Source organism: Actinomadura formosensis, assembly GCF_050948385.1.
Classification (GTDB): domain Bacteria; phylum Actinomycetota; class Actinomycetes; order Streptosporangiales; family Streptosporangiaceae; genus Spirillospora; species Spirillospora formosensis.
Genome location: NZ_CP192011.1, coordinates 1,085,729 through 1,111,460 on the forward strand (window position 1 = coordinate 1,085,729; position 25,732 = coordinate 1,111,460).

Consider the following 25,732-nt stretch of genomic DNA (forward strand, 5'->3'; position numbering starts at 1 on the left):
ACGTGGCCATCCCCCCGATCCCCGAGTCCATCGTCATCGACGCGGTGAGCAAGCAGTTCACGCTTCGGCACGCCCGGTCCATCCGGGAGATGACGATCCGCGCCGTCCGGCGGCAGAGCCTGTCGGAGACGTTCAACGCGCTGGACGACGTGAGCCTGACGATCTACCAGGGTGAGACGGTCGCGCTGATGGGGCTGAACGGCTCCGGCAAGAGCACCCTGCTCAAGCTGATCTCCGGGGTGATGCGCCCGGACTCGGGTTCGGTCCGGGTGCGCGGCCGGATCGCCGGGCTGATCGACGTCGGTGCCGGGCTGCATCCCGATCTCACCGGACGCGAGAACGTCTACCTGAACGCGGCGATCCTGGGCATGTCCGAGGCGGAGATCAAGCGAAAGTTCGACACGATCGTCGAGTTCTCCGGGGTAGAGCGGTTCCTGGACAACCAGGTGCGGTTCTACTCCTCGGGCATGTTCATGCGCCTCGCGTTCTCCATCGCGGCGCACACCGAGCCGGACGTGTTCCTCGTTGACGAGGCGCTGGCCGTCGGCGACCCGCCGTTCCGGGAGAAGTGCCTCAAGCGCATCCGGGAACTGCGGGGAGAGGGACGCACCATGGTGATCGTGGCGCACGACATCGAGATGCTCACCCGGCTGTGCGACCGCGGCGTCACGCTGCGCCAGGGCAGGGTCATCTTCGACGGCGATCCGGCGGAGGCGGGCAAGCTGTGGCGCCAGGACCGCCAGGCCAAGCGCGCGGCGATACAGGCGGGCAAGCCCTGACCGTTCCGCAGTGCGGTGGGGAGGGGAAAGTGGCCGGGTGCGGCCAGTTTTGCGGGGCGGGTTGTCCGATCTTTCATGCAGGTGAGGCGGGGTGCCCGAAATGGTGGGGCTAATCGGTTATCTGTAGTGCTGTTACGTTGAAGGACGCGCGGGGACGCAGGAAGGTCTTTACCCTGGACTGCGTAGGCAAGCTGACCGGCAACCCCCAGGCACTCCCGCGACTCCAGGGGTCTCTCGACGTGACGGACATGGCGAGCGGGTCCGCGATGGCGCGGCTCACACAGGCCGACCGCGTTCATGTGGGCTGGCGTTACGTGCAGGTGCACCCCGACCCGGGGCCGCCACCGGAGCGGCCCGAGCAGCCCGAACGGGCGCCGCTGCCGCCGCCGGGGCGGCGGCCCGCCGAGCACATGGCCGGCCGGCCGCTGCGCATCGCGTTCGGTGGGACGGTCGCGTTCGTCGGCCTGTTCCTGCTGTGCGGCATCGTGGGCGTGATCCCGTGGGCGTTCGCCGGGGTGGCGCTGCTGGCGTGCGCGATCGTCCTGGGCATCACCGGCGGCGGGCTGTGGCGGGACGAGCGGGGCGTGCGGGAGCGGCTCGCGCTGGAGCGGGACGAGGAGGAGCGCCGCAGGGCCGCCCGCGAGCGGGAGCGGGACGCGGCCGAGAAGGCGTACGCCAAGGCCCGCGCCGAATGGGAGAGCCGCCGGGCGGCGTACGAGAGCCAGCGCGAGTGGTACCCGGTCGCGGTGCCGCCCGGCGTGGACCGGGTGGACATCGTCGGCGGGACGCTCGCCGGGTGGGCCGCGGCCGTGACCACCATGGGGGCGGCGCGGCTGGCGGTGGGCGCCCGGCTCACCGTCATCGACCTTTCCGAGGGCGCGGTCGCGCACGACCTGCTGCGGCTGGCGGCCGACCGGGGGGACGACCCGCTCGTCTGGGTGCTGCCCGCCGACCTGCCCCGGCTGGACGTCACGCGGGGGCTGAACCGGGAGGCGCTCGCCGACGTGCTCTCGCTCGTGGTCAGCGCGGGCGAGGAGGAGGGCGGCACCCGGGATCTGTCGTTCGACAACGCGATCCTGGAACGGCTCATCGAGGTCCTCGGGCCGGACGCGACGATCCCGCGGATCACCGCGGCGCTGCGCGTCCTCGCCCAGGTCGGCGACCCGCGCGACGACCTGCGGAAGGGGCTCCTCACCGACGAGCAACTCGAACGCATCGCGACGCTGTTCGGCCGGGACGCCACCGACCGGATCGTCGTCCGGCGGGCGTGGGCGCTCGAAGCGCAGCTCCGCAAGCTGGAGAAGCTCGCCACCGAGCCCGTCACGCTGCCGCCGTCCAGGCTGCACGTGGTGTCGATGGACCGCCGCGCGGGCGTCCTCACCAACCGGATCCTCGGCACCTACGTCACGACCGCGCTCACCCACCGGATCCGCGAGGCCCCGCCCGGCGGCAAGTGGGACCACACCCTGTTCCTGTGCGGGGCCGAGAAGCTGCGCGGGGACGTCCTCGACCGGCTCATCGACGCGTGCGAGGCCACCGGGACCGGGCTCGTGCTGATGTACCGGTCGATCCCCGGCCACGTCCGCGAACGGCTCGGACGCCGGGGCCACGCCGCCGTCGGGTTCATGCGGCTCGGCAACCCCGAGGACGCCCGCGTCGCCGCCGAGCACATCGGCGCGGGCCAGCCGCTGCTCGTCGCCGAGATCACCGACGCGGCCGGGGAGACGCTGTTCGACGTCGCGGGGGAGAGCTACGCCAGCACGGTCGCGTTCGCGCGGCCGCGCGGCGACGGCCTCACCGACCCGGTGTGGTCGCCGCTGCCCGCGCCCGCCGCCGACGATTCGGTCCTGGTGAAGGGCATCAGCTCCGCGACCGCGTGGGGCCGGACGGTCGCCGACCTCCGGACGAACAAGCAGCGCTTCCGGGAACTGCTGGTGGAACCGCCGCAGCTCCAGGAGCTCCCCCCGACCGCGATGGTGTTCACCCATTCGGGCGCTGCCGGCCGCCGCATCCTCCTCGTGGACGCCAACCCCGGCATCATCACGCTGCCGACCGCGCATTCGATGGAGTTCGAAGAGTACGTCCGCGAGCAGGAGTCGCTCGCGGAAGCCGAGGACGCCCCGCCGGCGCCCCCCGACCCGGAACCACCACCGGACGCGCCCGCGCCGCTGGTGCCGCACACCCGGCACGCGCTGCCCCGCGGCGCCGGATCCCGCCCGGTCCGGATCGGCTCGCCGCTGAAACCCAACGGCAGGCACAAGGCGAACCCGCCGTCCTCTCCCTGACCGGCCCCGCCGCTCGCGACATCTGCGGTTTCGCAATCCAGAAACCAGAGCCGCCGACGCTGTGCGACCACTCGAAAACTCGCAGCGATCCAGCCCGATCCCGCTTCGGAGAACGCATACACCGACCCACTGTAGAGGTCAATTACGGCAGCTGTAGATCGTGAATTTGGGGATGTCGCTGCTGGTCAGCGGGGCAGCTTGAGATGATCACGATCGGGTGGAGTCCCGGACATGCGGGACGGCCGCCGTGATCTTTGCTTTGTGTGACGAAAACCAAAACCCCGACGACCGTCGGGGGCACGATAGCGCATGCCGAACAGCAGCGGCGGGCCCGGTTTCTGGACGCGGTGATGACCCGGATCGCGGGGTGTTTCCGCAGGTGTGAGCCGCGACGGCTGGCCCGGGAGTTCGTGCTGGGCCTGCTGATGGAGCTGGAGGACCACAACTGCTGGACCTTGGGCGAGGCGCTCGGGCACACAGGCCCGCACCGGCTGCAGCACCTGCTGTCGAGGGCGAAATGGGACGAGCGGCAGGTCCTGGACGAGGTCGCGGCCTGGGCCGTTGAACACTTGACCGGCGGCGACGGTGGCGCCGACGGTGACCAGGACGCGGTGTTCATCGTGGACGAGACCGGCGACGCCAAATCCTCCACCGATTGTGTCGGGGCGGCGCGCCAGTATTCGGGGAGCCTGGGCGGGGTCGCGTTGTGCCAGGTGACGGTGAATCTCACCTACGCCACCGGCCATGGCCACACCATCATCGACCGCCGCCTGTACCTGCCCAGAGACTGGGCGGCCGATGAGGAACGCCGCGAGCTGGCCGGTGTCCCCGAACAGGTCGAGTTCGCCACCAAACCGCAGTTGGCCGCCGCGATGCTCGCCCGCGCCCGCGGCCGCGGGATAGGCGCCGGGTTCGTGGCCGGGGACGAGGTCTACGGCGGCCGAGACCTGCGCACCTGCGTCCGGAGCCTGGGCATGGGCTATGTGATGGCCGTCAAGCACGACCACACCGTGGCCCTCGGCCCGCACACCACCACCGCCCGCAGGGCCGTCCGGCTGATCAGTGACGGCGGGTGGCAGCGCATGCGCACCGGCACCGGGACCAAAGGCGTCCGCTCCTACGACTGGGCCATGCTCGCCATCACACCCGACGACACCCCCGACAGCCACCAGGCCGGTGACCAGGCCGGATGCACGGTCCTGCTGGTGCGCCGGCACCGCTACACCCGCAAACTGTCCTACTACCGCTGCTACAGCCCGACCCCGGTGCCGCTGGCCCGGCTGGTGGCCATCGCCACCGTCCGCTGGAAGATCGAAGAAGACCACCAGCTCGCCAAACAGGCCTGCGGCCTGGACAAAGGCCAGACCACCCGCTGGGTCTCCTGGCACCGCTGGACCTGCCTGGCCCTGCTCGCCTACACCTACCTCGCCGTCACCACCGCCACCGAACGCCACCCCGGCGACCCCGAATTGATCCCCATCACCGTCCCCGAACTGCTACGGCTCATCCGGGGGACCGTCGTACCCCCGCCCCGCACCGACCCCCAGCACCGACACGCATGGTCACTATGGCGCCGACGCCACCAGCAACGAGCCCGAGCCTGCCACCACGCCTGGCACACCTACGCCGAAACCACCCCATGATCACAGCAGGTCAGAGCCGAAATTACAGCTGCCGTATCAATGCCAAAGTTTTATGCCTTCGGCGCTAGATGTTGTGCGGCCGTCGATTTACATCGCCTTCCCGGAATGAGGCCACTGCAAACGTCGATATTTCGAAGGCGTTTAGTTACCTAGCGTAATATTCTTGGTTGGGGTATTGAAGTGGGACGCCGGAGACGTCTCGCCAGGTTTACTGAATTGACTGTGTTGTATATCACATTGCCATGATCGATCCGGGTCTTTCTCCCTAATGATCTGCGGGTTACGTTGAGGCGGCTTTGATCAACCCGGGCGCATTGGGGTTCTTTATGAGTCGCCGTGCAGCATGTCGTCGTGGTTCTGTTCCTTGGCCGTCGCCATGGCGGCGCCCAGTTTGGTTGGTCCGGTTCCTGGCGCTGTTAATGGTCGCCGGAATGGTCCAAGTACCTTTGTGGTCGGCGATTCGAGAACCCCTGGCCCACGCCGATGAACCGAAGTCGGCGGCAACCGAGCAGCAGGCGGTGGCGGCGGCGAAACGGACGGGCCGGCCGGTGGAGATCACCTCCCGGCGCGGAGAGAACAGCACGGTACGGGCGCTGCCGAACGGCCGGATCGAGATCGAGCAGCATGTGCAGCCGATCCGCACTCGCCAGGGTGGCAAGTGGGTCGACATCGACACGACCTTGCACCGTTCCGGTGGCGCGATCGTCCCGGCCGCGACGACGGTCGGGCTGAAGTTCTCCGCCGGTGGGAACGGTCCGATGGTGCGGATGACCCGGGCCGGTCACGCGCTGGCCCTGTCATGGCCGCAGGCGTTGCCCGAACCGATGCTGGACGGCGACACCGCCGTGTACGAGGGCGTGGCCGGCCCGGCCGTGGACTTGCGGCTGCGGGCGCGGGTGGACGGGTTCGCGCATGTGCTGGTGGTCAAGACGGCGCAGGCGGCTAAGGACCCGCGAGTGGCCAAGCTCGCGCTGGCGATGTCGACCACCCGCCTCGCCGTGCGCGAGGAGCGGGGCAGCGGGGTGCTGACGGCCACCGACACCGGCTCGGGCGCGGGAGTGTTCGAGGCGCCGTCCCCGAGAATGTGGGACTCCTCCCAGACCGCGCCAACCACGCCGCAGGCCCGCGCGGCTGAGCCAGGAGCGGACCCGGCGAAGGGGCCCGCCGACGGCGCCAAGACGGCGCGGCTGGATGCGGCCGTGGAAGCCGGCAAGCTGACGCTGATCCCGGATCAGGGGCTGCTGACCGCGCCTGACACCCGGTTCCCGGTGTACATCGACCCGGTGTGGACGACGAGCAAGGCGACCAGTTGGGGGATGGTGTCGTCGGGCTGGCCGGATGAGTCGTATTACAAGTTCGCCGGCAACTCGACCGAGGGCGTGGGTCGCTGTGAAGTGGCCAAGGACCCCAACTGCGTGAAGAACCAGACCAAGCGGCTGTTCTTCCGGATGCCACTGCCGGCGATCAAGGGCCGCTACATCCAGAACGTGGAGTTCGTCGCCTACGAGACCTACGCCTACAACTGCAGCAACCCGACCTCGATCCAGTTGTGGCGGACCGCCACGCTGCAGTCGTATGCGACCTGGAACAACACCAATAACTCATCGGTGTGGCAGGAACAGCTGACCTCGCGTGATGTGGCGTACTGCTCCAAGACGCCGGTGGAGTTCGGCGGGACCAAGCTGCGTTCGCATGTGCAGGACGCGGTGAACAAGGGCTACTCGACCATCACGTTCGGGTTGAAGGCCTACAGCGAGTCGACGATGGACTGGTGGAAGCGGTTCGCCGACGACGCCTACATGAAAGTGCAGTACAACAACCCGCCGCTGCAGCCCGACACCGACACCATGTTCGCCAACCCGGGCACCAAGTGCCTGCCTAGTGGGCAGGCCAAGACGGTCAACGACATCTCCACGGTGTACGCCTACCTCAAGGACCCCGACACCGAGGACGCCAACAAGGTCCAGGGCCAGTTCACGCTGCACTGGGCCAACAACGCCGACGGGTCGGACTGGGGCCCCAAATGGACCTCCGCGCTGACCCCGGCCAAAACCTCGGGCAGCCGGTTCTCGGTGACGCTGCCGTCCACCATCCCGCAGCGGACCAAAATCGGCTGGGGCGTGCGGGCCTGGGACGGCGAGCAGTGGGGCCCGTGGAGCTACGCAGGCGCCCAAACCGGCTGCTACTTCTACTACGACCCCGCCGTGCCCGGGGCCCGACCATCACCTCGACCGACTACCCCGCCGACGATGCTTGGCATGGGGGCGTGGGACAAGCCGGCACGTTCACCATTGCCGATTCCGAGGGCGTCGCCGACCGGTACGAGATCACCTTGAATGACGAGCCGGCGCGGATGGTGACCACTACCGCCGGCGCGGTGCAGCAGGTGCAGATCGCGCCGACCCGCTCGGGCCCCAACATCTTGACGGTGCAGGCGTTCGCGCCGTCCAACCAGAACGGACCAGCGGTCTCCTATGAGTTCCGCGCGAACACGGGTTCGGATCCGGTGGCCAGGTTCAAGCTGGACGAGCCGTCCGGTGCCACGACTTTGCAGGCGGTGACCCGCAACGGTGAACCGGCCGTCTCCGCGACCGTGCACGGAGGAGTGACCACTGGCACGACCGGCCAGATCGATGGGGCACTACAACTAGACGGTTCGACCGGCTACGCCTCCACCAGCGCCCCGTTGATCGACACCAGCAAGAGTTTCGCGGTGTCGGCCTGGGTTCGTCTTGACGACCCTGATGGCCGCACCCGCACGATGCTCAGCCAGGACGGGACGAGCAAGAGCGGGTTCTACTTCAAATACGATGGCGCGTACCGTAAGTGGGCACTGTCCAAGGTCAAGTCCGACTCAGCCGAGACGGGAACCTATCAATCCTTCTCCGCGAGCATGGCGGAGCTGAACACCTGGACCCATCTGGTCGGTGTCTATGACGACACGACCAGAAGGCTGCAGATCTATGTCAACGGTCAACCAGGGACCCCCAGTCCCGAAGTGACTTCCGTATGGAACGCCACGGGCGGGTTCCAGGTCGGGCGCAGCCTTTGGCTTGGCAACCCGGCAGATCACTGGCCCGGTCAGATCGACGACGTGCGAGTTTACGACCGGATCGTCGGCCAGCAGGAGGCCGAGGAAATGGTCACTCAGCATCCGGTGCTCAAGGCTCGGTGGAAGCTGAATGAGAATGGTTCGGGTGAGCCTGCGGGCGCCCCTGCGTTGGTACTGCAGAACGGCGCGGCCATCGACCCGACGGCCGGGTTCCGGGAGTGGGCGTCACCGGCGGGCCTGAAGCTCGACCCCGCCCAGAAGCAGTTCGCCGAGACCACTGAACCCGTGGTCGACACCGATGAGAGCTTCACCATCACCGGGTGGGTCCGCAACGGTGGCCGACCCCAGCAGCCGGCCACCGTGTTCTCCCAACCGGGCGCCGCCACGAACGCCTTCGCGTTGCGGTACGTACCGGGTGAGGATCCGGCCGAGCAGGGCGGCTGGCAGGTCGTGATGCACAACTCCGACGATGCGGCCGCTCCGGCCTTGACCGCCTCGCATTCGGGTTTCGTCCCATGGGACTGGTCGCATGTGGCGGTGGTGTACGACGCGTTGCGTGACCGCGTCAGCCTGTACGTCGACGGGCAACTGGAGGAAACCGCCGACGGGGTGTCGCAACAGGACCAGATCCTCGGTTTCAACGCGGCGGGCAACGGCGGTCTGCAGGTGGGCCGCAACAAGTTCGGCGCGACCGACGGCACCGAATTCTGGACCGACGCCCTCGATGACATCTGGGCCTACCAAGGTGCTCTGACCACCGAGCAGATCCAGTCCCTGGCCGGCGATATCGAGCTTCCGACCGCAGACGGCCCCTAGCCGCTAGGTCCGCCGCCCGCGCTGGTGAAGCCGGGCGGCGGACCATCACATCCCTGCCCTCTTCTCTTCGTGATCTCGTGAGGCGCCCCGCGGCGGGGTGCGGCGATGGAGGACGTCGTGAACGCAGGCCGGAAGGTCTCGGGTCGGACCGGACGCAGGAGGCTGGTGCTGGGGTCGCGTCGGGCCGTGACTCTGGTCGCGGCCGTGCTGGCGGTTGCGATGCCGGCCGGGCTGGTGTCGGTCCCACCGGCGCTTGCCGACCCGCCGAACTCGCATCGCCCGAAGGTCGCGAACCATGAGAAGCAGGTTCCGGGTCGTGATCTGAAGGTCCGGCAGCGCAAGGCTGACCCCGTCAAGCCCGGGCCCGCCGCCAAGGCGGCATGGCCGAAGCCGGGGGCCGCCGAGGTCGACGTCCCGTCCGATGGGAAGGGCGCTGGGGCGCGGGCTGGCAAGCTGCCTGTGCAGGTGTTGCCGCCTGACAAGCAGCCACGATCCGCCAGGGCCGTGCCGGCAGCGGAACGGGTGCGGGTTCAGGTGCTGGACCAGCAGACCAGCCGCACGCTCGGAGTGGACGGTCTGGCGTTCACTGTGGCCCGCACGGACACCGTCGCACCAGGCCGGGTGAAGGTACGGCTGGACTATTCGGGGTTCGCGCAGGCGTTCGGCGGTGCCTTCGGTGCGCGGCTACGGCTCACGCAACTGCCGCAATGCGCCCTGACCACGCCGGACAAGCCGGAATGCCGGGCGGGCAAGCCCGTGACGGCAGGCAATGACGCGGCGGCCAAGACGCTGACCGCCGACGTCGAGGCCGCCCCGTCGGGTTCCCCGACGGCCGCGACGGGTCAGAGTGCGACTTTGCTGGTCGCCACCGCCGGCTCCGGCAGTTCCCAGGGTGACTACGAGGCCACTTCTTTGGAGGCGTCGGCGACGTGGAACGCCGGTGGCAATTCCGGAGATTTCACCTGGTCGTACCCGATGCGGGTGCCGCCGGTACCCGGTGAGCTGGCTCCGGAGGTCGCGCTCTCCTACTCCTCGGCGAGTGTGGACGGCCGGACCGCCAACACCAACGGCCAGCCGTCGTGGGTCGGTGAGGGCTTCGATCTGTGGCCCGGCTACATCGAGCGGCGTTACAAGTCGTGTGAGGACGACGGGGCCCCCAAGGACGCGTATGGCAACTCGCCAGGCGATCAGTGCTGGGGGTACGACAACGCGACGGTCACGTGGAACGGCAAGGGCGGGGAGCTGATCGAGGCTTCCGACGGCACGTGGCGGATGAAGGGAGACGACGGCACCAAGTTCGAGAAGCTCACCAGCTCCTCCACCGGCAACGGCGACGACGACGGGGAGTACTGGAAAGTCACCACGACCGACGGCACGCAGTACTTCTTCGGGTTGAACCGGCTGCCGGGCTGGACGAGCGGTAAGCCGGAGACGGACTCGACGTGGACTGTGCCGGTGTTCGGTGACGACTCCGGTGAACCGTGCCACGGGTCGAGCTTCGCCGACTCGTGGTGCCAGCAGGCCTACCGCTGGAACCTAGACTATGTCGTCGACCCGTCCGGCAACGCCGTCAACTACACCTACGGCAAGGAGATCAACCACTACGGCCGCAACCTCAAACCCGAGGACGAGACCCCGTACGTCCGCGGCGGCTATCTGAAGACGATCTCCTACGGGCTGCGCAAGGACGCATTGTTCGCCAAGGCGCCCGCGCAGGTCTCCTTCACCACATCCGAGCGCTGCATCCCGGACGCGACCTTCGACTGCGACCCGTCCAAGATCGGAACCAACCCGGACTACTGGTGGGACGTCCCCTGGGACCTGAACTGCGACGCCGGGCAGGAGTGCAAGGACACTCATGGGACGGTCTCTCCGACGTTCTGGTCCCGCAAACGCCTCACCAAGGTCACGACCCAGATCCTGACGGCGGACGGGTCAGGGTACCGGCCGGTGGACTCGTGGTCGATGGACCACGAATGGGGGCTGGCGGACGTCGAGCGGGATCTGCTGCTGAAAGAGATCGTCCACACCGGCCACGCCGCCACCGATGACGGTGGTGCGGTGACGTTGCCGAAGGTGACGTTCAACCATGTCCAGTTGCCGAACCGGCTCGACAAGACCGGTGACGACATCCTGCCCTACATCCGGTACCGGCTCGGCGCCATCTACGACGAGTCCGGCGGCCAGATCGACGTCGCCTATTCCGACCCGGACTGCTCCCTGTCGAATCTGCCGACACCGGAGACCAACACCACCCGCTGCATGCCGGTGATCTGGACGCCGCCCGGCCGGGAAGCCCCGATCACCGACTGGTTCCACAAGTACGCGGTGACGTCGGTGATCCAGACAGATCGCACCGGGCTGGCCCCCGACATGGCCACCAAGTACGAGTACGTGGGCGGCGCGGCCTGGCATTTCGACGATGATGACGGGCTGACCAAGGAGAAGAACAAGACCTGGTCGCAGTGGCGCGGATACGGCCACGTCCGCACCTTCACCGGCGACCCCGCCGCCCCCGCCACCCAGGCGGACGCGTACTTCATGCGCGGGATGGACGGGGACCGCGAGTCCAAGGCCGGCGGGACCAAGTCGGTCACCGTCTCCGACGGTGAGGGCGGCACCTACACCGACCATGACGCGCTGGCCGGATTCACGCTCAAAACCGTCCAGTACACCGAACCCGGCGGCAGCGTCCACAGCAAGACGGTGAATACGCCGTGGCGGGTCCAGACCGCCTCACGGACCCGTTCCTGGGGCACCACCGCCGCCAACGTGGTCCACACCGACACCACCCGTACCTGGACGGCCAAGGACGGCGGCGGATGGACCGAGACCAAGACCGACACCGAGTACGCCGGTTCTGGCCCGGGTGTCGGCCGGGTCACCTCCATCAACGACCTCGGTGATACCGCCACCGGCGCCGATGACAAGTGCACGCGCACCAGTTACGCCGACAACACCGCTGCGTGGATGGTGAACTTCCCCTCCCGTGTGGAGACCGTCGCAGTCGCCTGCACCGTCACCCCCGACCGGCCCGCGCAGGTCCTCTCCGACGCGCGCACCTACTACGACAACGGCGCCTTCGGTGACGGCCCGTCCAAGGGCAACATCACCAAGGTCGAAAACCTGGCCGACTATGACGGGACCACGCCGCAGTATGTGACGCAGGCCGCCACCGTCTACGACGCCTTCGGCCGGGTCACACAGGTGACGAATGCGCTGGGACAGGCCACCACCACCGCCTACACCGACACCCAGGGTCTGGCCACCAAGGTGCAGACCACCACGCCGCCCGCCACGTCCGGTGACGTGTCCACGGCGCTGACCACCACCGAAGAGCTGGATCCGGCATGGGGGCAGCCGACCCGCACCACCGACGCCAACGGGCTGAACACCGACCTGGTGTATGACGGGCTGGGCCGGCTGCGGAAGGTGTGGCTACCTGACCGGTCCAAGGCCAACGGCCAGAGCCCCAACCACGAGTTCCAGTACCAGGTGACCGACGGGCAGATCGTCACGGTCACCACCAAGGCACTCACCGCCACCGGCGGGCAACGCGTGGCCGGGATCGAGTTGCTGGACGGGTGGCTGCGATCCCGGCAGACCCAGGTCCCCGCCCCGGACGGCCGCCTGATCGCCGACACCTTCTACGACAACCGCGGCCAGGTCATCAAGTCCTACGCCGCTTACCCGGCGACCGGCGCCCCCGAGCCGACCCTGTTCGGGGTCGGAACCCCCGGCAACGTGGAGACCCAGACCCGCACCGAATATGACGGGCTGGGACGCAAAACCGTCGAGAAGCTCACCAAGGGCAACGGGTCGCAGCCCGAACAGGAACTGTGGCGCACCACCTACGCCTACGGCGGCGGTGACCGGATCTCGGTCACCCCACCCGCCGGCGGCACCCCCACCGCGCAGATCACCAACGCCCATGGTCAGGTGATCGAACGTCGCCAGTACAAGGCGTCCACCCCGACCGGTGACTACGACGCCACCCGCTACACCTACACCCCCGCTGGGCAGATCGCCTCGGTCACCGACCCGTCCGGTAACACCTTCACCACCACCTACGACCTGCGAGGCCGCAAGGTCCAGACGACCGACCCCGACAAGGGCACCACCACCTTCACCTACGACGACCTGGACCGTCTCACATCCACCACCGACGCCCGCAGCAAGAAGGTCTTCACCACCTACGACGGCCTGAGCCGCAAGACCGCCACTCACGAGGGCACGGCTGGCGGGCCGCTGCTGACGTCCTTCACCTATGACACTGTGACCCGCGGCAAGGGCAAACCGGCGACCGCGACCCGCCACGTCGACGGCGCCGAGTACACCAGCCAGATCCGCGGCTACGACACCCTCGGCCGTGTGCAGGCCACCACCATCAACATCCCCACACAGCAGGGCGCGCTGGCCGGTGCTTACACCTTCTCCACCCGCTACAACCTCGACGGCACCGTCCAAAGCAACAGCCTGCCCGGCATCGGCGGGCTGCCCGCCGAAAGCGTCGTGCAGTCCTACGACACCTGGCTGCGGCCCACCCGCCTGACCAGCAGCACCGCCACCTACGTCAACGACACCGTCTACACCCCCACCGGCAAGCCCACCATCCTCGAACTCGGAGTCGCACCCAAACGCGCTTGGCAGACCTTCTCCTACCAGTACGGCCCCCAGCGCCTTTCCACCGCCGAAACCCTCCGCGAGGGCATCAACGGCTCCGACCGCAACGCCACCTACCACTACACCGACTCTGGCGTCATCACCTCCATTGCCGACACCTCCCGTGATGGCGTCGACAACCAATGCTTCACTTACGACCACCTGCAACGCCTCACCCAAGCCTGGACCCAGGCCACCACCGACCCCTGTGCCGCCGACCCCACGGCCTCGGTGGTCGGTGGCCCGGCCCCCTACTGGCACACCTTCGGCTACGACACCGCCGGTAACCGCACCAGCGAAACCCGCCACGGCATCGCCGGCGTCGCCGACACCACCCGCACCTACAGCTACGCCACTCCCGGTCAGGGAAACCGTCTCACCCAGGTCACCCAGAGCGGCCCCACCGGAGACCGCACCGACACCTACGGCTACGACGCCACCGGCAATACCACCACCCGGACCACCACAACCAGCCAAGGCACCACCGGCCAGACCCTGCAGTGGGATACCGAGGGTGAGCTGGCCAAGGTCACCGAGAACGGCAACGACGAAACCTTCATCTACGACACCGACGGCAACCGCCTCATCCGCACCGACCCCGCCGGCTCCACCCTCTACCTGCCCGGCGGCACCGAGCTACGCGCCCTGACCGGCGCCACCACCGCCACCGGCACCCGCTACTACACCTTCGGCGACCAGACCGTCGCGATGCGCACCTCCGACGGCACCGTCACCTACCTCACCGCCGACCACCAGGGCAGCGGCCAAGTCGCCGTCAACGCCACCACCCAGGCCGCCACCGTCCGCCGCTTCACCCCCTTCGGCTCCATCCGCGGCATGGACGAGAACGCCACCTGGCCGAACGACAAGGGCTTCGTCGGCGGCACCCAGGACCCCACCGGCCTCACCCACCTCGGCGCCCGCGAATACGACCCCGAAACCGGCCGCTTCGTCTCCGTCGACCCCCTCATGGACCAGGCCGACCCCCAGCAGATGAACGGCTACACCTATGCCAACAGCAACCCGGCCACCCACGCCGACCCCGATGGCCTATGCCCGCCGGACATCTGCGGCGCGGGCTACGTCCCTGTCGGCCACAAGAAGCCATTGATGACCGGTGGATGTGGGCACGACTGCGGAAGCCCCCCTCGGGGATTCACCTCATCACCCAACAGGCCAGTGAATGTCCGGTGGGGCGACACCGTGGTTCGCGCCAGGGATTCCATCGCATACACCGGTGCCCTGCAAAAGATGCTGCGGCTCGTGTACACGAAATATGCAGGCACCCTAGGCCCTCTGGACCCGCAACTCATGCCAACCTGCGGTACCAACGGCAATGCCTGTTTCCCAGGGGACCTGGGCAGACTGGGCAACTTCGCAAGACTGCTCTGCAAAATCGGCGGCTTCACATGCGAACGCATGTCAGGCATGGAGTTCCTCTCCGCAGGAATGCGCAGCTTCCCAGAGCTTGCCGCGTTGGGGCCGGAAGGCGGTATCACGGGCGTCAGCGGTGGCCGCCGACCGGCGGGCGGGCCAAGGAGCGGCCCCTCCAAGCTCGGGGGATGCAGCAGTTTCGTGCCGGGAACAACGGTCCTCATGGCCGACGGTGGCCGGAAGCCCATCGAAGACGTCAAGGTTGGCGACAAGGTCCTTGCCACCGACCCTGAGACGGGCGAAACCCGGGCCCAACCAGTCCTGGGAACGATCACGAGCAAGGACGATAAGAACCTCGTCCAAATCACCGTCGACGGCGATGCTCCCGCCCTGGCGTGGATGACCAACCAGACGGCAAAGCGTGTCTCTCCCAAGTTCCATGGCCTCAAGTTCTCCAAGAGCGGCGTGCTCATCGCCACCGACAACCACCCCTTCTGGGTCGCCGGTGACATCAACGCGTGGGTCGAGGCGGCCGACCTCAAGCCCGGCATGTGGCTCCGCACCAGCGCCGGCACCTACGTCCAGGTCACCGCCACCCAACACCGGATCACCCACCACCAACGCGTCCACAACCTCACCATCGCCAACACCCACACGTACTATGTGGAGGCGGGCACCGCATCCGTACTCGTCCACAACAGCGGTTGTGGCGAAGTCATGGCGCACTTCGATGGCGTAAGTGCGGCGCGTAACGCCGCTCGAAATTCGGCCGGCTTGGGGGACGATGCTGTTCCGTTCATTCAAGAAATCGGCCCAATGAAGGGTCGGGTGACGGGTATGCAGAGTCCGGACGGCCTGAGAGGGTGGCGTATCGACTTCGACCCGAATGATCCGGAGAAAGGCTTTCATTTCAACTGGTGGGTGAGGGACGCTGCTAAGCGTTCGGCAGGTGGCTGGCGGAGCGGGGCTAACGTCGTTAGGGGTGGCACCTATGACGATTACCTCAGTCTTATCAGCCACTTCCCACAGTCATGATGATTTGATGAAAAAAAAGACAAAGATCAAAGAAGCTCACATCAGGCAGTGGATGTCAGAGCACGAGTCGCTGCAGTTGGACGCGTCTTACTCGGCCGAATTCGAGCAATATCTGAACAGCCAGCCGTGGGCTCCGAGTCGACTCGATTGGAGATCTGTCGGTCACGTCGAGTTTGTAATGACCGATTCCTGGGAAAATAACATCGTTGAGTTTTCCGATCAGACGCCCTTGGGGCATCATGGTCATCTGATGCTTATGTATAGCGGTGCTGAGCCTTCGCTGCTCAGCTTCAAAGAGGACGCACTTCGGGATATCGACTTGATTTATTCGGCAAGTCCTGGAGCTCGCTACTTCTGTGGCGTCGATATTGTGGATGGTCGGCCCATGCCAAGGTATGAGGACTTTGCTGAGTTCGATGGCAACTCTAAGATAACCTTTCGGGTGTAGGTGTAACGAGGGGAGAGTGAAGCTTTGCTCGGTAACTGAGTAGTCGCATCTGCGGTATCTGGTCTCATCAGGTGCGCAGCCGGTTGCGGTCAAAGCCTGGTTGGTTACACAGAGCTCTTCAAGATTCTTATAAAGCCGGGCGGCAGGCGATAGCCTAAGCCCATGCGGCGCATAGCCACCCCGGCAACCGTTACGGTCTCGGCTGTTTTATCTACGGAGGACGGGGCGGTGCGTGCCGCAATTCGTGAGTGGGTGTGGTAGTCGGCGGCACCCTCGGCTGGGTGACCAGCCAAGCTCCCAAGCCCAGCAGCCCCAAGCTTCTCAACCCCAAGGGCCCCAAGAGCGGCGTGCTCATCGCCACCGACAACCCCCCCTTCTGGGTCGCCGGTGACATCAACGCGTGGGGCGAGGCGGCTGACCTGAAGCCCGGCATGTGGCTCCGCACCAGCGCCGGCACCTACGTCCAGGTCACCGCCACCCAGCACCGGAGCACCCACCACCGGCGCGTCCACAACCTCACCATCGCCGACACCCACACGTACTATGTCGTGGCAGGGGCTAGGCCAGTCCTCGTCCACAATCAGACTTGTGGGACCCCGTCTTCAGGGAAGGTTAGTAACCCTGGCACGAGATTTGATGTTCCAGATGAAGCCGGTGTATATACGATTCACATGGATGACGGAAGTAAATATGTCGGAAGTAGCGTCGATAGTATGAGGACGAGAGTTAATAAGTAAATGCGATCGAAGCATGCAGTCAGGAAGGCTGAATATGGTCCGGGAAGCGTTGTTAATGTCACATGAATTTCACTTCCTGGTGTGAATGACCCGGTAGTCGCACGTCGAACCGAGCGGACTGTAATGGAAGGGCTCAAGAGTCGAGGTTTCACGCTGATTAATCGGCGTGATCCGGAAATCGTGGTTCCATTTGGTGGGTATTTTCAGTGAGATAGAATAGAGGGGGCGAGATGGGGGCATGGGGCTCTGGGCCATTTGACAGTGATACGGCGGAAGATTTTGTGGACGACCTGGAACGGCTGGCTTCACTGCAGCGCTTGGCGGTGCTGGAGCGTGTATTTCATCGCGCCATCGATGCCGCAGAATCTGAGAAGCTTCCTGCGGAAGTTGTGGCTGCCGCCGCAGTGGTTGCGGCAAACCTGCCATCAGGCGCGTCTCTGTCCTGGAATGAAGATTATCCAGGTATTTCCGAGTGGTTGCCTAAGCCCATTGCTTTCGATCTCACTGTCTTGGCCAGGCGTGCCTTGGATGTCGCCCTGCCGGTTAACGGATGGTTCTGGCAAAGCTGGGTGGATATTGAGGAGAGGCGCGAAGCGGAGAGTGTGGTCAATATATTGAAATCCATTTTGAGTGATCGGTGATAAGAAAGTCCCGGAGCGTGTGTGGATCGGCGCTAATGTCAAGGGCTTTAATTTGCTGCAACAAGGCACTGGAGAGACTGGCCTGCCTCAGCAGCTCCGTGCCGAGTGGGTATCGCGGGGGCCGCGGCTCGGCATGCGTTGCCGCGGGGTGGAGGGCGGGCGGTAAGGGCTGTGGGGGCGTTGAGGACGGGTGGGGGGCGTAAAGGTGGGCATTTGGGGTCTTCTTAACGGGGCGTTGGCGTGAGCGGTGGGGGCTGGTAAGGATGCTGGGGTGACTCCGCCGTCTGGTTCGAGACCGCCGTACCGGATGAATCCCGGTATACCGCCGAGCATGGGTGCCGCCCCGGCGGAGCCGTTCGTGCTGCCGGGGCCGTGGTACCGGATCCAGGCGATCCCGGTGCCGGAGCGGGTCGCGTCCGCCGAGTGGGATTTCGTCAGCGTGCTGCCCGCCGCGCTGTCGGCGGCGCGACTGGGCAGGCCGTTCGTGGTGGGGTGGTTGTCGGCGGGCGGCGGCGCGCCGCTTGAGCTGATCACCAATGCGGGGTCGATCGGCACCCCGGAGCCGGGGGCGGAGACGCACGGGTTGCTGTTCCCCGGCGGGGCGCGCGGTGTCCCGATCGGGGACGGCTGGCTGCGCCGGGCGGAGCGGATGGCGTGGACGCGCTGCCCCGGCCGGCTCGCCCCGCAGCACGCCGGGGCGGGCGGCGGGCCCGGGCTGTTCGAGGCGACGCTCGTCACGCTGATGGAGCGGCCGTTCGGGTGGTTCGTGGTCGCCGACCCGTGCGACGAGCGGCAGATCGACACCGAGATGCGCGAGCTGCACCACGAGCTGCGGATGCTGCGGCGCGGCGAGGACGAGCAGGCCCGGCTCGCCGTCGACCGGGCCGGGCGGCGGCTCGCCGAGCTGGACGCGTTCCGCGAGGCGGGGCTCTGGCAGGTGCGGGTCGTCGCGGGCGCCGCTTCGCAGGACGAGCTCGGGCAGATCGCCCCGGTGCTGGTCGGGTCGATGGAGCTGGGGCACCATCCCTATCGGCTCAGGTCGGGGCATGGGAGCGGGTCGTTCGCGGAGATGCTGACTCCGGGGGCGGTGCCCGCGCCGGTCCGTTCGATGGCCGAGCCGGAGCAGCGGTTCCCGTTCGTCGCGACGGCCGGGGCGCTGGCGGCGCTCGCCGGGCTGCCGCGGCGCGAGGTTCCCGGGCTGCGGGTGCTGGACGCCGGGTACTTCGATGTGACGTCCGAGACGGTGCCGGTGAGCGGGGAGCCGCAGATCGAGCTGGGCGCCATCCTGGACGGGCAGGACCGGGAGGTCGGCCGGTTCGCCGTGCCGCGCTCCACCATCAACCGGCATGTGTTCGTGACGGGGGCGACGGGCGCCGGCAAGTCGCAGACCGTCCGGCATCTGCTGGAGCAGCTGACCCGCGCGGGCATCCCGTGGCTGGCGATCGAGCCCGCCAAGTCGGAGTACGCGGCGATGGCGGGACGCATCCAGGACCTCGGCGGGCCGGTCACGGTCGTCAACCCGTCCGATCCGGGGGCGGTGCCGCTGTCGGTGAACCCGCTCGCGCCCGAGCCCGGTTATCCGGTGCAGGCGCACATCGACATGGTGCGGGCGCTGTTCCAGGCCGCGTTCGACGCCGAGGAGCCGTTCCCGCAGATCATGGCGCAGGCGTTGCAGCGCGTCTACGAGAACAACGGGTGGGACGTCGTGACGGGCGGGGGCGTGCCCGGTTCGCTCATCGAGCCGGCCGTGCCGACGCTGGAGCAGCTCCAGAACGCGGCGTTGCAGGTCATCCAGGACGTCGGCTACGGGCGTGAGCTGATGGCGGACGTGCAGGGGTTCGTGGACGTCCGGCTCCGGTCCCTGCGCATCGGGTCGGCGGGACGGTTCTTCGAGGGTGGCCACCCGGCCGACATCGGCGGGATGCTCCGCGACAACATCGTCCTCGCCATCGAGGACGTCGCGAACGACGAGGACAAGGCGTTCCTCATGGGGACGCTCATCATCCGCATCGTCGAGCACCTGCGGATGCGGGAACGCAAACGCGACCGCGCGACGGGTCCGGCGCTGCGGCACGTCATCGTGATCGAGGAGGCGCACCGGCTGCTGCGCAACCGCGGCCCGGAACGGGGCAGCTCCCACGCGGTCGAGCTGTTCGCCGGGATGCTCGCCGAGATCCGCGCGTACGGCGAGGGCATCATCGTCGCCGAGCAGATCCCGACGAAGCTCGTCCCGGACGTCATCAAGAACACCGCGCTGAAGGTCGTGCACCGGCTGCCCGCCTACGACGACCGGCACCAGGTCGGCGCGGCGATGAACCTGGACGGCGACCAGTCCCGCGAGGTGGTGTCGCTGCGTCCGGGCGTCGCGGCCGTGTTCGCCGACGGCATGGACCGCCCGCTGCGCGTCCGCGTCCCGCTGGGCGAGGGCCGGGAGGCGGAGCTGGCGGGGCCGCCGCCGCCCGTGGACGGCCGCCGCTCGGCCGCCTGCGGCTGCGAATGCCGGTCGGGGCGCGCCTGCACCCTGTTCGAGCTGCGCGAGGCCGACCTCATCGCGGGCGGCCCCGACTGGACCTGGCTGCGCCTGTGGGCGGACACGCTCGTGCTGGCGCATGTCGTGAACCGTCCGCTGCCCGCCGTCCCGCCCGAACTGGGGCGTGCCTGGTCCCGGCTGGCGCCGCGGCTGCGCGAGTGCGCGCTGGCGACCGTCCTGGAACGTTCGGTGACCCGGCGGTCCCGGTCGCTGCGCACCGCGTACCCGCCGGCCGAGCTCACCGCCGCCGTCGCCGAGGTCGCCGGGCGCCTCCTCGGCGGCGCCGCCCCCGGTGCCGCGCCCGGCCCGGCCTGGGTGATCCCTCAGGTCAAGTGGCTGCACGAGCTGGACCGCCTGTTCCCCTACGGCGGCGGCGTCCCCGACAAGCACGCCCCCGCGCCGCCGCTCGACTACCCGCTTCCCGGTCTCAAGCAGCCGCCGGGCGCCAAGCTCGGCCACCGCCTGCGCGCCCTGCGCCGCCATCCGCTGTCGATGGAACTGGAGCGCAACCGTCCGATCGCCCTCACCGCCCTCTACGGCGACGACGAGCACGCGGGCTTCTACCAGGACCTCACCGTCGTCACGATCGGCTTCGAGGAGGACGAGCAGGTGGAGCACGTCGCCGGGACGATGCGCGTCACCGAATGGCTCGAACCCGTCCTGAGCTGGTTCGAGCGTTTCGTGGCCCCCTTCGAGGACCCCTCCGCCGGGCTCCCCTTCCTCGGCCAGCCCCGCACCCCCGGAGAGCCCGCCGAGCCGTGACCGGGTGTGGCCAGCGGATCACAACTCGGTTCCGTTCCACCTGTCAGGGTGATCATCCGGATATTTTCGTCGTCATGACCGTGGAGCAGGACACTCCGGGCGGCGCGCCGTTCTTCCACCACGCGCAGACGGCCGCGGAGGCCGCGCAGCAGCCGCTGCAGAACACCACCCGCTACCTGTGCGCCGCCGTCTACCTGGACCGGCGGATCTGCGACCGGGTCATCTCCGAGTTCCTCGACGACGAGAACCGCGCCGTCGTCCCGTCCTTCGGGTTCGACCTGGAACCGGTGATCCTGCACGCGCTGCGGGCACGCCGCTACCGGCTGATCCGCGACCTCGTCCTTTGCGGGATCTGGACGGTCGCGCTCATCCTCCTGCCGCTCATCGCCGTCGGCCTCTTCATGTTCGCGCTGGTCCTCTCCGCCTTCTACGCGATCCCATGGCGGCGGCTCTCCCCGGGGATGCGGCTGCTCGTCGGCTGGGTGGCGGTCAACGCGGTCGGGGTGGTCGCCGCCGCCGCCGTGGTCCCCGTGGTCGGTGCACAGCTGGTCGAAAATGCGGGCTACACCACCCACGAACTGGAGCAGGACAAGGGAGCCCTGGAACTGCTCCAGACGGATCTGGCCGTCCCCAGCCTGATCATGCTGACCCTCGCCCTGAGCATGACGGTCATCGGCCATCTCGCCGCCGTCTACGCCGTCCTCGCGCGCGACCTCGCACCCGGCGCGACCGGGCCGGGCCCGCGCGCGTTCGGCGAACGCGCGGGGAAGGTCGTGACGCGGGTCCGCTCCGCCCAGCGCGGCAACGTGACGCTGCACTCGGGGACGAACCCGTTCATCGGCGCGGGCGACCTCACCTCGCCGTGGGCGCGGGCATGGTCGATCGTGCTGGAACTGGACCGTCCCGCCTCCGGCCGGGTCGACCTCGTCAAGCACGGGGACGACGCCGCGGGGCCGTCCCGCGTCGACCCGATGGTCATGCACATGCGGGTGCGGGACCGGCTCCACGCCATGCGGGACGAGCGCCCGACCGGGGAGCACACCGCCGGCCTGGAGGACCTGCCGCCGAACGAGCGGATCACCGCGCTCCTCACCGGCATGCACATCGCCGGGCGTGGCGAGAGCGTGCAGCGGATGCGTCCCGCCGACCCGGCGATCGCCACCTCGATGCCGCCGCACCCGCTGATCGACCCGGCGCACGGATGCCCGTTCTCGATGGCCACGCCGGAGGCCGTCGACGCGCTCGTCCGGCATCCGCAGTCGCACATCCGCTGCTTCCAGCGCATCACGGTCGGCGCCCACGGGCAGGCCGTCCTCAGCCGGGACGGCCGCGTCGTCGCGGCCGCCGAGGAACAGGACATCTCCCTCACCGCCTTCGTGTATCTCGCGGTCGAGGGCCGGATGCTGTACGGGAATTTCGCGGCGACCGTGCTGCCGCCCGTCCGGCGCGAGTTCCGCATCGTGGACCTGCTGCCCACCTGGAGCACCGCGACCCAGCTCTTCTACGCCTTCAAGCACGGGTGGCGCACCGTCCTCAGCGGGATGCTGCTGCCCGGCGTCCGGACGGTCGCGACCTGCTGGGCGACGGTCCGCAGCGTGATCGCGGCGGCGTCCGCGCACGACTCCGCGCGCCGGATGGTGCACGACTACGGCGCGCGGATCAGCGTCCGGGAGCTGTGCGCCGCCGCCGACTTCGACACCTACGTCCAGGAGATGGACGCCGACAAGTACACGCGGCTGATCGAGTGGCGCGTCAACGAGGCGCTGCTCGACTACCTGGGGGACGAGTGCGGCATCGACGTGTCGGCGTACCGGACGCAGGCCGGCGTCATCATGAACGAGGGCGTCATCATCACCGGCGGGACCGTGAACGGTCAGGTCGCCGGGGGCAAGCGCATCGACCAGCGGCAGGGCGGCCCCGGCCGCGTCAACCCATGAACCGCGTCAACCCCCGACGGCATCTGGAGGGCGCATGAGCGAGCACGGTGACCGGGGCATCAGGATCGGCGGCAACGCCCGCGTCTCCGGGCAGGTCGCGGCGGGCGAGAACGTCACGCAGAACCAGCGGATCGGCGCCGGGCCGCCCGGCGACGCCGCGGACGCCCTCGCCCGCGTCGAGCGGCTGCTGGAGGCGCACGCCGCCGAACTCGCCGAGCCCGCCAGGGCGCGCCGCGACCTCGCCGACGTCCGCGAGGAGGCGGATTCCGGCGACCCCGACCCCGAGCGGATGGAGGGCGCGCTCGCGCGCCTCGGACGCCGGGTCGGCGGCGTGGCCGCGCTGGCCGAGGCCGTCCGTGCGCTCGGAACCGCCCTCGGCCTGGGCTGACCCGGTCAGATGTCGCTTTCGCCGCGAGCGGGGAGGCCGGCCCGCTCGGCGATCGGCGTCCAGTAGCCGATGAACTCGCTCTTGGCGCTGCTCGCCCGCTGGTTGACGTCCGCGACCTCGCCCTCGGACGGGCAGCCGGGCGCGACGTCCAGGTAGCGCCGGTTCGACTCGGTCGACGCCTCCAGCGCGCGGACCAGCGCGTCCCTCATCTGGGTGCCGTTGTCGAGCGCGCCCACCTCCAGCTCGCGGGCCTTCTCCAACTGGCTCTGGCGCGCGTCGAGGACGCTCTCCAGCCCGCTGACCGGGCAGTCCTCGGTGACGACCGTGCCGAGGTCGGTGCGGGTCGAGTGCATGTCGTCCAGCAGGTCGTTCACGGCCTTGGCCTGGGTGTCGAAGTCACCGGTGTCCTCGGTCTGCGTCCCGGCGGTCTCCACCGGCCGGGTGGACGGCTGGGTGGCCGCGGGCGGCGGCGTGGGGGTGTTCGACCCGCTCGGCCAGAACACGATCCCGAGCGCCACCCCGATGAGGAGGACGACGCCCGCCGTGCCCAGGAAGTACGGGAGGCGGCTCTTCTTCGGCTGCACGGGCGGCTGCCAGATCGCCGGTTCCGACCACGGCTCGGGGGACAGCGGAGTGGACCGCTGTTCCGACGGCGGCATGGGCGTCGTGTAGTCGGACGGCACATCCCAGGGGACGGGGTTCTCCCATGGCGGCGGCAGCGGATCGCGCGGGACGGGCACCTCGCCGAGCGGGTCGCGGGCCGTCGCGTCACCGCCGGGTGGGGGCGCACCGGGCGGCGGGAGGGGTGCGTTGCAGCGCATGCAGCGAGGCGACGACGTGCCGGTGTCGGTCCCGCAGTTCGGACACCGCATGACGCTCCCTGACCCCGTGATTTCGAACGCTCACAAGATACTTCGTGACCCCGGCGCCGGGGCGGTTCCACGTGGCTTGGAACCCGACCGTAATCGGCCGTTACACCCGCTTCCAGCTCCGCTGCGGCTGGCCCGTCTTCCTCGCGACCGGGTTCCACAGCACGACGAACTGCTTCTTCGCCGTCGTCGCGCGCTGTTCGATGGCGGCTCGGCCGGGCACCTGCGCGGCGCTCGGCCGCGGCTTGCCGTGGCAGTTGCGCTGGTTCGCCTGCGCCCACTGCAGCAGAACCTGGTCGACCTGGAGTGACGCGGTCAGCGCCTGGGCCAGCGAGCCGCGCAGCCGCTCCCCGTTCGCCAGCTTGTCGAGCTGGAGCCGGCTGGTGCGGCGCAACTGGTTCTGGCGGCGCTGCGCGACCGTCTGGAATCCCTGGATGGCCTGCGGCAGCGTCTTGCACTTGCCGGCCCGGCCGAGCGCGCCGGCGAGGATGCGGCGGGTGTCGACGCTGTCGTTCAGGAGCGCGTTCATTGCCGCGGCCTGCTGCTTCGTCGCGGCCGGGATCGTGTTCTTCTGCGCGACCTGGGTGCTGGACGCCGACGGCGTCGGTGTCGTGCCCGCGGACGAGCCGTCACCGGACGGCCACGCGACGAACACCACGGCCCCGGCCGCGACGGTGACGAGTGCGGCGACGGCGGCGATGAGCGGCTTGCTCGTCCCGCCGCTCTTCGGCGGCCGCTGCGCCGGCGGGAAGCCGCCGTACGCGGGGTCACCCGGCCCCATCGGAGCGCCGCCCATCGGAGCGCCCATCGGCGCCATGCCGGGCCCGCCCATCGGGGGAGCGCCCATGGGGGCGCCGGGATCCATCCGCGTCTGGTCGAGGTCGCCGCCGAAGCCCTGCGGGCCGGGACCGGGGCCCATCATCGGGCCGGGGGCGATCTGGGTGGCGTCCGCGTCCTGGAAGGCGGGCGGCTGCGCGGCGCCCTGCTGCCCCCACACCTGGGTCGCGTCTGCGTCCGGTTCGTCGGGCTTGCGGGGCTGTGCGAACCACGAATCCGGGACGATCGACTCCCTCGGCTCGGGCTGCGGGGCGAGGCCGAACGACGGGGGCGCGGGGTCCGCGGGCGCCGGCAGCGCGGGCCGCTCGTTCGCGGGCAGCGCCGGCCGCCCGTTCCCCCACGCGGGCGCCGGCGGCGGAACGGTCCCGAACGAGCCGGAATCGTCCTCGTCGGGGTTGAACGTCCATGCCGCGGTGTCGTCGGGATCGACGGGCGGCAGCGGGGACGCGGTGCCGGGCGTCGCCGCCGACGGCTCCGCGGACGGCGGGAAGGGAGGCGGCGCCTGCGGCCCGGTCGCCGCCGACTGCGGTGACGGCTGCTGGAACGCCGCGGGCTGGGACACCGGGAGCTGGGACGCGGCGGGCGGGGGTGCCGCGGGCAGGGGCGGCATCGCGAGATCCGGCGGCACGGGCGGCTGCGGGCCGGGTGCCCAGGACGGTGTGGGCGGCGGCACCATCATCGTCTGCTCGCCGAGCGCCTCGGCGGTGCCGAACGTGGCCGGGTCCGCGAGGGGTGCCGCCAGTGGAACGGCGGGCCCGATCGAGTACACGTCGATCGGCGCCTCGCAGTGTGAACACTTGCCGAGCGTCCCAGGCGTGTCATTACCGCACGTCGGACACTGCATCGCTCAGACCTCGCCTTATAGCCGCTATGCCACGCTTGCGATCCAGGCCCGCCGGCAGAGACGGGCTCGTTTCCCCGCGAACCAGCAGGGCTA

14 protein-coding genes are annotated in these 25,732 nt (G+C 68.7%); 12 read left to right on the plus strand and 2 right to left on the minus strand.

Features of this window, described 5'->3' with window-relative positions:
- Positions 1-2: 2 nt before the first annotated feature.
- The 12 genes from ACQP1N_RS05070 to ACQP1N_RS05125 all read left to right on the plus strand — a co-directional run bounded on the left by ACQP1N_RS05070 (position 3) and on the right by ACQP1N_RS05125 (position 23,089).
- Positions 3-779 carry an ABC transporter ATP-binding protein gene (locus ACQP1N_RS05070; protein ID WP_067793302.1) on the plus strand — a complete coding sequence of 259 codons (777 nt, stop codon included), beginning with the start codon at positions 3-5 and terminating at the stop codon, positions 777-779.
- A gap of 248 nt (positions 780-1,027) precedes the next feature.
- The gene (locus ACQP1N_RS05075) at positions 1,028-3,064 is read left to right on the plus strand and encodes a hypothetical protein (protein WP_433229384.1); all 2,037 of its coding nucleotides are present in this window, start codon (positions 1,028-1,030) and stop codon (positions 3,062-3,064) included.
- Between the two features lie 263 nt (positions 3,065-3,327).
- A complete protein-coding gene (locus tag ACQP1N_RS05080; protein ID WP_433225973.1) occupies positions 3,328-4,707 on the plus strand; it encodes an IS701 family transposase in 1,380 nt (459 codons plus the stop codon).
- 518 nt (positions 4,708-5,225) lie between these two features.
- Positions 5,226-7,043: a hypothetical protein gene (locus ACQP1N_RS05085; protein WP_433229385.1), complete on the plus strand. Its 1,818-nt coding sequence runs from the start codon at positions 5,226-5,228 to the stop codon at positions 7,041-7,043.
- Positions 6,974-8,575, plus strand: a complete 1,602-nt coding sequence (locus ACQP1N_RS05090; RefSeq protein ID WP_433229386.1) for a LamG domain-containing protein — start codon at positions 6,974-6,976, stop codon at positions 8,573-8,575. The genes ACQP1N_RS05085 and ACQP1N_RS05090 overlap by 70 nt, the downstream gene beginning before the upstream one ends.
- A gap of 105 nt (positions 8,576-8,680) precedes the next feature.
- Positions 8,681-15,646 (plus strand): polymorphic toxin-type HINT domain-containing protein, encoded by a 6,966-nt coding sequence (locus tag ACQP1N_RS05095; protein WP_433229387.1) that lies wholly within the window; start codon positions 8,681-8,683, stop codon positions 15,644-15,646.
- Between the two features lie 7 nt (positions 15,647-15,653).
- Positions 15,654-16,094 carry a hypothetical protein gene (locus tag ACQP1N_RS05100; protein ID WP_131732346.1) on the plus strand — a complete coding sequence of 147 codons (441 nt, stop codon included), beginning with the start codon at positions 15,654-15,656 and terminating at the stop codon, positions 16,092-16,094.
- Between the two features lie 281 nt (positions 16,095-16,375).
- Positions 16,376-16,831, plus strand: a complete 456-nt coding sequence (locus tag ACQP1N_RS05105; protein ID WP_433229388.1) for a polymorphic toxin-type HINT domain-containing protein — start codon at positions 16,376-16,378, stop codon at positions 16,829-16,831.
- 281 nt (positions 16,832-17,112) lie between these two features.
- A complete protein-coding gene (locus ACQP1N_RS05110; RefSeq protein WP_242608586.1) occupies positions 17,113-17,472 on the plus strand; it encodes a DUF4259 domain-containing protein in 360 nt (119 codons plus the stop codon).
- A gap of 331 nt (positions 17,473-17,803) precedes the next feature.
- The gene (locus tag ACQP1N_RS05115) at positions 17,804-20,764 is read left to right on the plus strand and encodes an ATP-binding protein (protein WP_433229390.1); all 2,961 of its coding nucleotides are present in this window, start codon (positions 17,804-17,806) and stop codon (positions 20,762-20,764) included.
- A gap of 74 nt (positions 20,765-20,838) precedes the next feature.
- A complete protein-coding gene (locus ACQP1N_RS05120) occupies positions 20,839-22,701 on the plus strand; it encodes a hypothetical protein (RefSeq protein ID WP_433229391.1) in 1,863 nt (620 codons plus the stop codon).
- 34 nt (positions 22,702-22,735) lie between these two features.
- A complete protein-coding gene (locus ACQP1N_RS05125) occupies positions 22,736-23,089 on the plus strand; it encodes a DUF5955 family protein (protein ID WP_067793289.1) in 354 nt (117 codons plus the stop codon).
- Between the two features lie 5 nt (positions 23,090-23,094).
- Here ACQP1N_RS05125 and ACQP1N_RS05130 read toward each other — a convergent pair whose 3' ends face one another.
- A complete protein-coding gene (locus ACQP1N_RS05130) occupies positions 23,095-23,910 on the minus strand; it encodes a hypothetical protein (protein WP_131732345.1) in 816 nt (271 codons plus the stop codon).
- Between the two features lie 151 nt (positions 23,911-24,061).
- Complete coding sequence (locus ACQP1N_RS05135) at positions 24,062-25,564, minus strand: hypothetical protein (RefSeq protein ID WP_067793285.1); 1,503 nt, start codon at positions 25,562-25,564, stop codon at positions 24,062-24,064.
- Between the last annotated feature and the right edge of the window lie 168 nt (positions 25,565-25,732).

Coding starts and splice junctions, on each gene's coding strand:
- ACQP1N_RS05115 (WP_433229390.1), top strand. CDS start 17,804: ATGGGTGCCGCCCCGGCGGAGCCGTTCGTGCTGCCGGGGCCGTGGTAC.
- ACQP1N_RS05100 (WP_131732346.1), top strand. CDS start 15,654: ATGAAAAAAAAGACAAAGATCAAAGAAGCTCACATCAGGCAGTGGATG.
- ACQP1N_RS05120 (WP_433229391.1), top strand. CDS start 20,839: ATGACCGTGGAGCAGGACACTCCGGGCGGCGCGCCGTTCTTCCACCAC.
- ACQP1N_RS05075 (WP_433229384.1), top strand. CDS start 1,028: ATGGCGAGCGGGTCCGCGATGGCGCGGCTCACACAGGCCGACCGCGTT.
- ACQP1N_RS05125 (WP_067793289.1), top strand. CDS start 22,736: ATGAGCGAGCACGGTGACCGGGGCATCAGGATCGGCGGCAACGCCCGC.
- ACQP1N_RS05095 (WP_433229387.1), top strand. CDS start 8,681: ATGGAGGACGTCGTGAACGCAGGCCGGAAGGTCTCGGGTCGGACCGGA.
- ACQP1N_RS05130 (WP_131732345.1), bottom strand. CDS start 23,910: ATGCGCTGCAACGCACCCCTCCCGCCGCCCGGTGCGCCCCCACCCGGC.